9 protein-coding genes and 3 pseudogenes are annotated in these 12288 nt (G+C 60.5%); 8 read left to right on the top strand and 4 right to left on the bottom strand.

Annotated features, from left to right (window positions below; all coding sequences use genetic code 11):
* The first annotated feature begins 12 nt into the window (after positions 1-12).
* The 8 genes and pseudogenes from E2K80_RS09335 to E2K80_RS09300 all read left to right on the top strand — a co-directional run bounded on the left by E2K80_RS09335 (position 13) and on the right by E2K80_RS09300 (position 8505).
* Positions 13-915 (top strand): ABC transporter permease, encoded by a 903-nt coding sequence (locus tag E2K80_RS09335; protein WP_210405473.1) that lies wholly within the window; start codon positions 13-15, stop codon positions 913-915.
* The gene (locus E2K80_RS09330) at positions 912-1823 is read left to right on the top strand and encodes an ABC transporter permease (RefSeq protein ID WP_135374765.1); all 912 of its coding nucleotides are present in this window, start codon (positions 912-914) and stop codon (positions 1821-1823) included. The genes E2K80_RS09335 and E2K80_RS09330 overlap by 4 nt, the downstream gene beginning before the upstream one ends.
* Before the next feature lie 36 nt (positions 1824-1859).
* Complete coding sequence (locus tag E2K80_RS09325) at positions 1860-2846, top strand: ABC transporter substrate-binding protein (RefSeq protein ID WP_135374764.1); 987 nt, start codon at positions 1860-1862, stop codon at positions 2844-2846.
* A gap of 144 nt (positions 2847-2990) precedes the next feature.
* Positions 2991-3242 (top strand): annotated as a pseudogene (locus tag E2K80_RS09320) (EthD family reductase); the annotation flags it as partial.
* 290 nt (positions 3243-3532) lie between these two features.
* Entirely contained in the window at positions 3533-4858 is a 1326-nt protein-coding gene (locus E2K80_RS09315; RefSeq protein ID WP_135374763.1) for a helix-turn-helix transcriptional regulator, read from the top strand.
* 233 nt (positions 4859-5091) lie between these two features.
* Positions 5092-5514 carry a response regulator transcription factor gene (locus E2K80_RS09310; RefSeq protein ID WP_135374762.1) on the top strand — a complete coding sequence of 141 codons (423 nt, stop codon included), beginning with the start codon at positions 5092-5094 and terminating at the stop codon, positions 5512-5514.
* 41 nt (positions 5515-5555) lie between these two features.
* Positions 5556-5822, top strand: coding sequence for a hypothetical protein (locus E2K80_RS09305; RefSeq protein WP_135374761.1), 267 nt, complete (start codon positions 5556-5558; stop codon positions 5820-5822).
* A gap of 1 nt (position 5823) precedes the next feature.
* Positions 5824-8505, top strand: a complete 2682-nt coding sequence (locus E2K80_RS09300) for an ATP-binding protein (protein WP_135374760.1) — start codon at positions 5824-5826, stop codon at positions 8503-8505.
* Between the two features lie 181 nt (positions 8506-8686).
* Here the strand turns inward: E2K80_RS09300 and E2K80_RS19570 are convergent.
* The 4 genes and pseudogenes from E2K80_RS19570 to E2K80_RS09285 form a co-directional block, all read right to left on the bottom strand.
* Positions 8687-8971, bottom strand: a pseudogene (locus E2K80_RS19570) (transposase); the annotation flags it as partial.
* Between the two features lie 17 nt (positions 8972-8988).
* A pseudogene (locus tag E2K80_RS19295) lies at positions 8989-9109 on the bottom strand (transposase); the annotation flags it as partial.
* 314 nt (positions 9110-9423) lie between these two features.
* The gene (locus E2K80_RS09290) at positions 9424-10692 is read right to left on the bottom strand and encodes a M24 family metallopeptidase (RefSeq protein WP_210405453.1); all 1269 of its coding nucleotides are present in this window, start codon (positions 10690-10692) and stop codon (positions 9424-9426) included.
* Between the two features lie 44 nt (positions 10693-10736).
* Positions 10737-12287 (bottom strand): trimethylamine methyltransferase family protein, encoded by a 1551-nt coding sequence (locus tag E2K80_RS09285; protein WP_135374757.1) that lies wholly within the window; start codon positions 12285-12287, stop codon positions 10737-10739.
* Between the last annotated feature and the right edge of the window lies 1 nt (position 12288).

Below are 12288 nucleotides of genomic sequence, written 5' to 3'. Positions count from 1 at the left end.
CTTGGCCGCAGTATGGCGGCGCTGCTCCGCTATGGGGTGCCCGTGCTGGTGGTGGTCGCCTGTATCCTCGCGCTTTGGTATGCGGCAAGCGTGGGCATGAACCGCGCCTGGACACTGGACCAGGCGGAAAGGGCGGGGGTCAGCCTCAGCACCGGTGAGGTGATCGCGGATGCGATGAATCAGGAGCGGCCCGTGCTGCCGACCCCGCATCAGGTCTTTGCCGAATTGTGGAACACCACAGCGGGGGAGCCGATGTTCCGCGAGCGGCGGGGGGAATTGCGGGGCAATCCACGCTCGCTCTATTTCCATGCCTATCAGACATTGGCGCCCACCTTGCTTGGCTTCCTGTTCGGCACCGGGCTTGGCATCCTGCTGGCGGTCGGGATCGTGCATAACCGGGCGATGGACATGTCGGTGATGCCCTGGGCGATTGCCTCGCAGACAATTCCGATACTGGCGATTGCGCCGATGGTGATCGTGGTGCTGAACTCGATCGGGATCGAAGGGCTGCTGCCGAAATCGCTGATCTCGGCCTATCTGAGCTTCTTTCCCGTGGTGGTCGGCATGGTCAAGGGGTTGCGCAGCCCGGGGGTGATGGATCTGGACCTGCTGCGCACCTATTCGGCAGGCAACGGGGCGACCTTCTGGAAACTGCGGCTGCCGGCCTCGGTGCCGTTTCTGTTTACCTCGCTGAAAGTGGCGATTGCGGCGGCGCTGGTGGGGGCGATCGTGGCCGAACTGCCCACCGGCGCGCGGTTCGGTCTGGGTGCACGCCTGCTGACCGGCAGCTATTACGGGCAGACGATCCAGATCTGGTCAGCGCTGTTCATGGCGGCGATCTGTGCGGCGGTCTTGGTGGGTGGTCTGGGCCTGATCGAACGGCTGACCCTGAAACGCATGGGGGTCGCGCGATGACTGCGATCCGGCACATGCCCCGGGCCCTGCCGGTGATCGCGGTACTGGCGATCCTGGCCGGGTTTCTTGTCAATCAGGGTCTGGGGCTGATCCTGACCGTCTGGCTGGCGGCCTGGGGGGTGAATATATGGCTGTCCAACGGGGCTCGCGGGGCAGGGGCCGGTTTTCTGGTGCCGGTGCTGTTCGGGGTGACCCTGCTGGTCCTTTGGGAACTGGCGGTGCGGCTTTACGGGATCTCACCGGTCATTCTGCCCGCACCCTCGGCAATCTGGGCGCGATTGCTTGGTGCGACCGATACGCTTTGGGCCGACTTTTTTCAGACCATCGTCAAGGGCGCGATGTCGGGCTATGTGATGGGCTGTGCGGCGGCCTTCGCGGTGGCCCTGGCCGTGGACCGGTCACATTTCCTGCAACGGGGGCTTTTGCCCGTGGGCAATTTCATCGCGGCCCTGCCGATTGTGGGCACAGCGCCGATTCTGGTCATGTGGTACGGGTTCGGCTGGCAGTCGAAGGCCGCCGTGGTGGTGATCATGGTCTTCTTCCCGATGCTGGTGAACACGGTGCAGGGGTTGAAATCCTCCGAGATGATGCAACGCGACCTGATGCGGACCTATGCGGCCAGCTATTGGCAGACATTGTTCAAACTGCGCCTGCCCGCCGCATTGCCCTTCATCTTCAACGGGTTGAAAATCTGCACAACCCTTGCGCTGATCGGGGCGATTGTGGCGGAGTTTTTCGGCTCTCCCACGGTGGGGATGGGATTTCGGATTAAGATTGAGGTGGGACGCCTGGCCATGGATATGGTCTGGGCGGAAATCACCGTGGCGGCGCTGGCCGGTTCGGGGTTTTACGGGCTGATGGCCCTGGCGGAGAAAAAGCTGACATTCTGGCACCCGTCACAGAGATAACAGAGATACAAAACGAACCAACTTGGAGGTAAGACAATGAAAACACTGATGACATCCGCGCTGGCGCTTGGGCTGGCCGCAGGGGTGGCGCATGCCAATGATGAGGTGACGCTACAGTTGCAATGGGTCACGCAGGCGCAGTTCGCGGGCTATTACGTGGCGCTTGAAAACGGCTATTACGAAGAGGAGGGTCTGGATGTGACGATCCAGCCAGGCGGGCCGGATATCGCCCCGCCGCAGGTGCTGGCCGGTGGCGGTGCCGATGTGATGCTGAACTGGATGCCTTCGGCGCTGGCCGCACGGGAACGGGGCCTGCCGGTGGTCAATATCGCGCAGCCCTTCGCCTCGTCGGGCCTGATGCTGACCTGCTGGGCCGATGCCGGCATTGCCGAACCCGCCGATCTGGCCGGTCACACCATCGGTGTCTGGTTCTTCGGCAATGAATACCCGTTCCTCAGCTGGATGAGCCAGTTGGGCATTTCCACCGATGGTGGCGCGGATGGGGTGACCGTTCTGCAGCAGGGTTTCAATGTGGACCCGCTGTTGCAGCGCCAGGCCGATTGCATCTCGACCATGACCTATAATGAGTATTGGCAGGTGATTGATGCAGGCGTCAGCCCCGATGACCTGATCACCTTCAAATACGAAGATCAGGGCGTGGCGACGCTGGAAGACGGGATGTGGGTTCTGGAAGAGAACCTGGAAGACCCGGAATTTGTCGACCGGATGGTGCGTTTCGTGCGGGCCTCGATGGAGGGGTGGAAATGGGCCGAAGCGCATCCTGACGAGGCGGCGATGATCGTGCTCGATTATGACGAGACCGGCGCCCAGACCGAAGAGCATCAGACCCGGATGATGGGCGAGGTGGCGCTGCTGACCGCAGGCTCGAATGGCGCGCTGGACGAGGCCGCCTATGACCGGACGGTGGCAACCCTTCTGGCCGGTGGCTCGGACCCGGTGATCACGGCCGTACCTGAAGGCGCCTGGACCCATATGATCACGGATCAGGCGCTCAGCGACTGACGCGTTTTGCCATTGACCAATGACGCGCCGTCCCCGAGCTTTCGGGGGCGGCGATTTTCGTTGTGTCACCTGCCGGAGATATCTGTGATGCCCATGACCCTGACCGTGCTGTACCCGATCACGGGTTAGACGACATTTGATTACGCGTATTACACCAACACGCATATGCCGATGGCCCATGAATATATGGGCGGGCATATTCAGTCTGTGACCGCCAGCAAGGGGCTGGCCGCCGGGCCGGATGTGCCACCGGGATTTCACGCGGTCTATATGGCGACATTCGCCGATGCGGCGGCGCTGGAGGCGGCAATGGATGCCGCAAAGCCGGTGCTTGCGGATATTCCGAATTACTACAACGCCGCACCCCAGATATTGATCGGTGAGGTGATCGCCTGATCCTGTGCCCTGTGCTGATTGGTTGGAAAACGCGTTCGAGCAGGCAGCGAGAGGCGATACAGCGCCGGAGTGAAATTCTGCACCGAATATACATTGCGCAGAGGGCCGCGCCCGTACCGAGGGGCAGGAAGCGAAGCGCCCGCCCCGTGGGGGCGGTACGGGCGCTGCCCGGCGGTGCCGCCGGGCGGGAGGGTGCGGGGTGTTCAAGATTTCAGCCCGACACCTTAGCACATGGTGTCAATCATGCCCCAGCCTGTTGATAGAGAGGGGTTTTCCTGTAAACTTGCCCCATGACACCCCGCGCGTCCGCCCAACGTCGTCATGCCCTGACCGGAAGCCGTATCCGCGAGCGGCGCACGGCCATGGGGTTCAAACAAACCGAACTGGCCCGCGCCGTGGGTATCTCGGCCAGCTATCTGAACCTGATCGAACATAACCGGCGCCGGATTGGCGGCAAGCTGCTGGTCGATCTGGCCAGACGGCTGGAGGTGGAACCCGCCGCGCTGAGCGAAGGGGCGGATGCAACCCTGTTCGATGCGTTGCAGGGTGCTGCGGCGGACAGCCGGTCGCATTTCGGCACCCGGCCCGAGATCAGCCGGATCGACGAGTTGGCCGGTCGCTTCCCCGGCTGGACCGGCCTGATCGCGGCGCAGCACAAACGGATTGCCGGGCTGGAAGTGCTGGTGGATGGCCTGCATGACCGGTTGAGCCATGACCCGGTGCTGGCCGAGACAATGCATGAAGTGCTGTCAACGGTGGCCGCGATCCGCTCCACCGCCGATATTCTGGTGCGCGATCCCGAGATCGAGCCGCAATGGCGGGCCCGGTTCCACCGCAACCTGCATGAAGAGGCCGAACGTCTGTCGGGCCGGGCCACCGGCATGCTGGCCTATTTCGAGGATCAGGGCAGGCGACAGGATGCGCCCGCAACCCCGCAGGAAACCGTGGAGGCGCTGTTCGATGCGGCGGATCATCATTTCCCCGGAATTGAAGAACGGGGAGGGGACGCCATAGAGGATGTTCTGGCCGATCTGGACGCGATGCAGGACCCGGCGACCCATGCTCTGGCGGATCACTCGCTGCGGGCCTATGCCGAGGATGCGGCACGTCTGCCCCTGACCCGGTTTCTGCAGGCCGCGCGGGACGCGGATTTCAAACCGGAGCCGTTGCTGCCGCTGGCTGGCGGGGATGTGGCCCTGGTGTTGCGGCGGCTGGCGACCCTGCCGGGGGGCACAGGCGCGCCGCCGCTTGGGCTGGCCATATGCGATATGGCTGGCGCGCTGATCTTTCGCCGCCGGATCAACGCTTTCTCGATCCCGCGTTTCGGGGCCGGGTGCCCGCTCTGGCCGCTATACCATGTGCTCAGCCGGCCGATGGTGCCGGAAACCACGGTGCTGGACCTGCCCAATGGCGCCCGGTTTCAGGCCTGGGCGGTCTGCCAGCCGATGAAACCCGCAGGGTTCGGTGTGGAACCGGTGATGCACGCCACGATGCTGCTGCGTCCGCTTGACGAGGGTGATGACCGTGCGGCGGCGGGTCACCCGGTTGGCCCGGGCTGTGCCGTCTGCCCCCGCGATGGCTGCGCCGCGCGCCGGATGGACAGCCTGATCGGGTAACGGGGTTTGGTTTTAGCTTCGCATGCCAGACCAAAATTCTGCACCACATATACATTGCGCAGAGGGCAGGCGCGTTGTGGGATTTTGTAGGATATTGGGCCGGTGTTTTGCTTCCTGCTTCACAGCCGCGAAAGCAGGGATGCGGAAATACCCGCACCAACAGGCGTTTGACATTGCACGGAATACGGGCAGAGTTGAAACAGTCAGGGGCCTGACCATCGGAGGAGAACGGTTTGGGCGCACGGGTTCTGCTGGTCGAAGATGAGACCAACATTCTGGAAGCTATCAGTTTTATCCTGTCCCGCGACGGGTGGGAGGTGCATGGCCATGGCAATGGTGCAACCGCGGTTGATGCGGTGGCGCGGCTGACGCCCGATGTGGTGGTGCTGGATGTGATGCTGCCCGGGCGGTCCGGTCTCGATATTCTGCGCGATCTGCGCAACACGGCGGAAACCGTGCATTTGCCGGTGCTGATGCTGACCGCCAAGGGCCAGGCCAAGGATCGTGACATGGCGCTGGCCCTGGGGGCCAATGCCTATCTGACCAAGCCGTTTTCCAATGACGAAATGATAGAGACCTTGCGCCATGTGGCCGGGCCCGGCAGTCTGAATGGCTCAGGGATGAACGGGGCAGGGCCGTCGGATCGACAGTCATGACCCGGAAAAGCAGATACACGCCCAAAGGCTCAGGGAAAACCATGGCCAGACGTGTATTTCTTGAACGCCGGACCTATCGGCGCAACCGGTTGCAGGATGCGGCCAAACTGCTGCCGGTGCTGGGGATGTTTCTGTTTTTCGGGCCGGTTTTCATTCTGACCGGGGATAGCGGTGAAGGCGGCGCGACCGCTGGCTGGCTGGTCTATTTCCTGGGGGTCTGGCTGGCCCTGATCATAGTGACCGCCATGCTGGCCGCCGCGCTGGAGCGCAACACGCCGCGCGACCCGGACCTGCCGGGCGGGCGTTAGGATGCTGTCGTTTAACGGGCTGGTCGCGGTCTGCGTGGTCTATGTCGCATGTCTGTTCTGGGTGGCTTTTCTGGCAGAAAAACGCGCGGCGGAAGGCAAGGCGCGGTGGTTAAGCTCTCCGCTTGTCTATACGTTGAGCCTGTCGATCTACACCACCGCCTGGACGTTTTATGGCGCGGTGGGGTCGGCGGCACGCTCAGGCCTGGAGTTTCTGACCATCTATCTGGGGCCGACACTGGTGTTCATCGGCTGGTTCTGGTTGCTCAGAAAAATGGTGCGGATCGGGCGCGCGCAGCGGATCACTTCGATTGCTGACATGATTTCAAGCCGTTATGGGAAATCCGGTGGGCTGGCGGCGCTGGTCACAGTGCTCGCCGTTATCGGAACAACCCCCTATATCGCGCTGCAACTGCAATCGGTCACCCTGTCCTTTTCGGTTTTCGCACGCTCCGGCCCGCTGGCCGCGCCTGATGCAGGCAGCACGGTGATCTGGGTGGCGGGCGGGCTGGCGCTGTTCACAATTGTGTTCGGCACCAGATCACTGGATGTCAATGAACGCCACCCCGGTCTGGTCTCGGCCATCGCGCTTGAGGCGATTGTGAAACTCTGCGCGCTTCTGGCTGTGGGCGCCTTTGTCGTCTGGGGGCTGGCGGATGGGCCCGGCGATATTCTGGTCAGGCTGGAAGACAGCCCGATGGCGGTCTGGACATCGAATGGCGCCAGATGGGTCGGGCTGACCGTGTTGAGCGGGGCGGCAATCCTGTGCCTGCCGCGGATGTTTCAGGTGATGGTGGTGGAAAATGCCGATGAACGGCATCTGGCGACCGCCAGTTGGGCATTCCCGCTTTATCTGCTGTTGATGAGCCTGTTTGTGATCCCGATCGCGGTGGTGGGCTTGCAGATGATGCCCGCAGGCGCGAACCCGGATCTGTTCATGCTGACCCTGCCTTTGGAACTGGGGCAGGAGGGGCTGGCGCTGCTGGCATTCCTCGGCGGGTTTTCGGCGGCCACCTCGATGGTGATCATCGCGGCGCTGGCGCTCAGCACCATGGTCTCGAACCATATCATCGTGCCGCTCTGGATGCGGGCCACCAAGGGGGAAAACCCGATGACCGGCGATATGCGGCGCGTGGCGCTGATGGCGCGACGGTTGAGCATTGCCGGCGTACTGACCCTTGGGCTTATCTATTACCGGCTGTCCGGCGGAACCGAGGCGCTGGCCTCGATCGGGTTGATCGCCTTTCTGGGGGTGGCACAGGTGTTGCCGGCGCTTCTGGGCGGTATTTTCTGGCGCGGGGCAACGCGCCCGGGGGCGGCGACGGGCATCGGGCTGGGGTTTCTGATCTGGGGCTGGGTGTTGCTGATGCCCAATGCGGCCACCGCCGGGCTGATGCAGGGGCTGCTGGAAAACGGGCCGTTCGGCATTGGCTGGCTACGCCCCGAAACCCCTTTGGGGCTCAACGGGGCCGACCCGCTGCTGACCGCGATGGTGCTGTCGCTTGGGGTCAATACGATTGCCTTTGTGCTGGTATCGCTCTTCACCTTTCCCAGCCCGATGGAACGGCTGATGGGCGCACAATTCGTGAATGTGTATGAACATTCGCGCACGCCTCTGGCCTGGAAGGGCAGCGCGGGCACGGCGGATGATCTGCTGATCATGGCGCAGCGGATATTGGGCGCGGGCCGTGCGGCGCGCCTGTTCCGCGAAGCCGCCGCCGCACAGGGGCGTGAGGCGCAATTGCCTGAACCGACGCCCGATTTTCTGGAACATCTGGAACGGGAACTGGCGGGCTCTGTGGGGGCGGCCACGGCCAATGCGATGGTAGGCCAGATCACCGGCGGGGCCAGTGTTTCGGTGCGCGACCTGCTGGCCGTGGCCGATGAAACCGCGCAGATGATGGAATATTCCAGCCAGTTGGAGGCGAAATCGACCGAACTGGCCCGCACCGCCGCCCGCCTGCGCGAAGCGAACCAGAAACTGACCGAATTGTCGGTGCAGAAAGACGCGTTCCTCAGCCAGATCAGCCATGAATTGCGCACCCCGATGACCTCGATCCGGGCATTTTCGGAAATTCTGATGCAGAACCGCGATCTGGATGCGGAGGGGCGCACAAGGTTCAGCCGGATCATCCATGATGAAAGCCTGCGGCTGACCCGGCTTTTGGATGATCTGCTGGATCTGGCGGTGCTGGAAGACGGGCAGGTGACACTGAACGAGGGCGAGGCGGTGCTCTGCGATGTGCTGGACCGGGCGATCAATGCGACCAGTGCCCTGAAGGAAGGCGCGGGGCTGAGCATCCGCCGCGACCCGGATCAGGAGAACGTGCCGCTCTGGACCGATGCGGACCGGTTGGCGCAGGTGTTCATCAACCTGATCTCGAATGTGCAGAAATACTGCGACGCGGATGCGCCCGAACTGACCATCACGGTTCACCGTCTGCCGGGATATGCAGAGGTGGAATTTGCCGATAATGGCAGCGGCGTGGCCCCGCGCCAGCAATCGCTGATTTTCGAGAAATTCGCCCGCGCCGATACCGCGCGCGAGGCCCCCGGCGCCGGTCTGGGCCTGGCGATCAGCCGCGAGATCATGGGGCGCCTGGGGGGCGCGCTGGTCTATGTGCCGGAGCAGGGCGGGGCCTGTTTCCGGGTGCGCCTGCCGGGCCGGGCCTCGCACGCGGCCTGAATACCGGTGGTCTATAGCTTCGGCCTGTAATTCTGTATCACCCTGCCCCCCCCTTCCCGCCCGGCGGCCCCGCCGGGCAGCGCCCACCCCTCGGCTCAGACGCTGCCCTCTGCGTAATGCATATGTGTTGCAGAATTTTGGGCCTGAGCCTAAAGCATCCGACTTTTAGAGCGTTTTGCGTTTAATTGGTTTCATATCCTGCGGCTTTGAAGAAGTTGAAGCATTCTTCGTCCGTGAAGAGATCGCACACTTGACCGACCGCGTTCCATAACGCGTCATATGTTCTTGCTGCGGCTTTTCGGATCAGCGTTTTGAGCTTTGAGAAAGCCATCTCTATGGGGTTGAGATCGGGCGAGTATGGCGGCAAGAACAAGAACCACGCACCGACATCGCGCAACATTTCGGCGGCCCGCGCACTTTTGTGGCTGGAAAGGTTGTCCAGGATGATCACGTCCCCCTTGCTCAGCGCCCGCTTCCAACTGTGGATCATCGTGGGATGGACGCCAAACTGGCTCGACAGCTCAGCAACAGTGCGTTCCCCCTTCAAAGCTTCAAGCGCAACTTTCGCCTTGAACTCAGCGCTGTGGTTCTTCCGTTTCGACATCTCTGATCTCCTCTTCGTCGGAGATCAGCAGACAGCAAATCATAGCTTACGTCAGTGTCCAAATTTCGGGGGGTAGCTCAAAACCGCCCTTGTTGTTTGAAAACAAGGAATCACGGTTAACACCAAATGTGAATCCCGAATCCAATCAGGCGCAAGACGCTCTAATAAGGGAGGTTTTCTGACACATCGTAACCACAAAGGTGTGGAGATGAGACAGAAACCCGGTACCAAGCGAAGCCACGGTGAGAAGGTTGTTAAGGACATCCGTCGCGCGACGCGGGAACAATATGCAGTGTCTGAATTTTCATCTCGGATCACGCGCTCGGATTTTCCCACGGAAAGCTGTCCAATCGTTCGGCACCGTGCGCGGTTATCAAGACCTGAGTTTCCAGTTTGACGCTTTCGCTGCCACTTTCCGCCATCAGGCTTTCCACGCAAACGACCATGCCGGGTTCAAAGGCACCGCTTGTCGTTTGATCGTCTTGCCAATCGATGTGCAACCACAAGGCAGGCCATTCGTCAGCAAGCCCAACGCCGTGCAGGGCAAGAGAATACCGATACGCGACGTTTTCATCTGGAATCCGCCAGCTTCCCTCATTGAATTCTTTAAAGGCAAGGCCAGGTTTCAGTAGATCCAAGTTGTGATTTATCTGGTCCAACGCCCGGCCGTAGATCTTTTTCTGTATGTCCGAAAATTCCGTGTATCCGCATGTCCAACTCCGCGAAAGGTCGGCGCAATAGCCGTAGGGGCCGATCATATCGGTGTCGAAAGAGATCATTTCACCTGCTTGGCACATGCGGTCGCTACATTCCTTATACCAAGGATTTGTGTTCGGCCCGCATGTCAAAAGCTTGGTCTCAAGCCAATCGCCACCTGATCGCGCGTTTTCAAAGTGAAGATGCGCCCAGAGCTCTCGTTCTGTGACACCGGGTTGCGAATGTTCGTAAATCCGCGCCATTCCGACTTCACAGACGCGAATGGTCCAGCGCATCAATTCAATTTCGTCGGGGGACTTGATCGCGCGCGCCTGTTCGGTCAGCGCATCACCGGGAAGGCAGGACAATCCACAAGCCTCAAGTGCATTTACACCGACACCGTCCAACCTGTCTGCCGCAATGCGCAGATTTCCACCACCATAGGTGCGTACCAAATCGCTGATTTCATTGGCCCAGTTGGCAACGGACAGATCGACCTTGTCGCCTTTGGTTAGGTACATCCAGCTTGTGGCCACCCGTATTTCATCGATGCCCGGCAGCTCTTTGTTGACGTGTTCGCACCCCGCAAATTCAAACATAACAGCGGGTCCATCATTCAGGATCAACGCATACCGAATGGGATTGTGCAGGGTCCAGACCTGCATGTTCGAGCAATCGTACGCGTAGCGGATGTTGACGGGATCATACAGGAGGAGTGCTGCGATATCGTAGTGCTGTATCTGTTCTCTCAAACGGGAAAGACGATAGCGTCGCGCGCGGTCAAGCACTGCATCGCTGACCGGGCTGATCAATGGTTTGTCCGACCCTTCGGAATTTAGATAGGTCGACTTTCGGTCGTCTTTGAAAACATCAAATTCCGAAGTCATCATGTGTTCTACTTGTTATGGGAGGTACGAAATACCGGGATTGCCTAATCAAGCAAGGCGGCCCCTCCTTCAGCGGTTTTCTTCTCAATATAGGGCATCAAGCGCTCCTTCGCTTCTGCTCCCGTCGGGGCGGGTGTGAACTCGGCAAGGATTTGTTTCCATATCCCTGTTGCGCGTTGCGCAGACGTCTGACTGCCTGCATCTTCCCACGCGCCAAAGTTCTGAAGATCCGCGACCAAGGGAGAATAAAACGCGGTCTGGTAACGATCCATTGTGTGTTGCGTAGCAAAGAAGTGGCCGCCTGGCTGTACATCGGCCAGCGCATCCCAGCCGATTTCAGCGTCGCTACCGCTTGGCTTAGTGCACATTTCAGCCAGCGTTTGCAGCGCTTCAATGTCGTTGATGAATTTCTCATACCCAAAGCTTAACCCGCCTTCGAGCCATCCGGCCGAATGTACGGTCAAGGTGGCATTCGCATTTGCAGCGCCCCACAAGGACATATTAGTTTCCGTCGCCGCCTGCATGTCAGGCGTGTTGGACGCCGCCCCCGACGCAGAACGCCAAGGCAAGTTGATATGGCGTGCCAACTGGCCTGCGCCAATCTGCATTTTGATGTGTTCGGGCGTGCCAAAAGCAGGTGAGCCTGATTTCATATCGACGTTGGAACTGAACCCGCCATAGCTGATGGGCGCCCCGCTTTTGGCCAGTTGGGCCAATGTGATACCTGCCATCGCTTCGGCATGCTGTAATGTCAGCGCACCCGCGACGGTGACCGGAGCCATTGCGCCCGCCAGACAGAAGGGTGTGATGATTGTCATCTGGCCTGCACGTGCGAAGTCGATCAGCCCTTGCGCCATTGGGTTGTCCAACATGCGCGGCGAATTGGAGTTGATGACGGACGACGCCCAGACACCCTCTGCAAAATCATCGCTCGACAAATTCTGTGCAATCTGGATCATCTCAAAGCTCTGTTGAACCTGAGCACGGCCACGCGAATATACGAACATCGGCTTATCACCGAATTCCATCTGCGCGCGCATCATATCGTAGTGGCGCAGGTGTGCTGCCACATTTTGCGGCTCAACTGCGGGGCCAAACATGTGCAGAACGTCGAAATGTTGGGCCAGCTTTATGGTTTCCTCATAAGCCCCCAAGTCGCCGGCGCGGCGGCCGCGCTCAAAATCGGTGGCGTTCGGACAACCCGCACCTGCCATGAACAGCATCGCACCGTTTTCGTAGATCTGCTGGCGCGCTGGATTGATTGAGCGAAGGGGGATGGAACTGGGGGCGCTTTCAATCGCTGCCTCAACAACATCACGCCCGATAAAGACCATTTCGTCGTCGTCCACGCGCGCGCCTGCTTTCGCAAATATTTCGCGTGCTTCTGGTAGCAGAACCTTGATGCCAAGCTCTTCAATGACGCGCAATGCGGTGTTGTGGATCGACTGAACCTCATCCTCGGAGAATACGGTTTGTGGCGAAAAGGGATGGCGAAGTTGGCGATAGTTCGGTTGGCGTGCAACTGTATTTGTCGCGGCATTGTCGCGTCTGCGACGGCCCCCGCCACGACGACCTTTGGCTTCTATTTCTACCATG

This window comes from Rhodophyticola sp. CCM32 (genome assembly GCF_004751985.1).
GTDB lineage: Bacteria > Pseudomonadota > Alphaproteobacteria > Rhodobacterales > Rhodobacteraceae > Rhodophyticola.
This window is presented reverse-complemented; position numbering and strand designations above follow the sequence as displayed.

Coding starts and splice junctions, on each gene's coding strand:
- E2K80_RS09335 (WP_210405473.1), top strand. CDS start 13: ATGGCGGCGCTGCTCCGCTATGGGGTGCCCGTGCTGGTGGTGGTCGCC.
- E2K80_RS09330 (WP_135374765.1), top strand. CDS start 912: ATGACTGCGATCCGGCACATGCCCCGGGCCCTGCCGGTGATCGCGGTA.
- E2K80_RS09325 (WP_135374764.1), top strand. CDS start 1,860: ATGAAAACACTGATGACATCCGCGCTGGCGCTTGGGCTGGCCGCAGGG.
- E2K80_RS09315 (WP_135374763.1), top strand. CDS start 3,533: ATGACACCCCGCGCGTCCGCCCAACGTCGTCATGCCCTGACCGGAAGC.
- E2K80_RS09305 (WP_135374761.1), top strand. CDS start 5,556: ATGGCCAGACGTGTATTTCTTGAACGCCGGACCTATCGGCGCAACCGG.
- E2K80_RS09300 (WP_135374760.1), top strand. CDS start 5,824: ATGCTGTCGTTTAACGGGCTGGTCGCGGTCTGCGTGGTCTATGTCGCA.
- E2K80_RS09290 (WP_210405453.1), bottom strand. CDS start 10,692: ATGACTTCGGAATTTGATGTTTTCAAAGACGACCGAAAGTCGACCTAT.
- E2K80_RS09285 (WP_135374757.1), bottom strand. CDS start 12,287: ATGGTAGAAATAGAAGCCAAAGGTCGTCGTGGCGGGGGCCGTCGCAGA.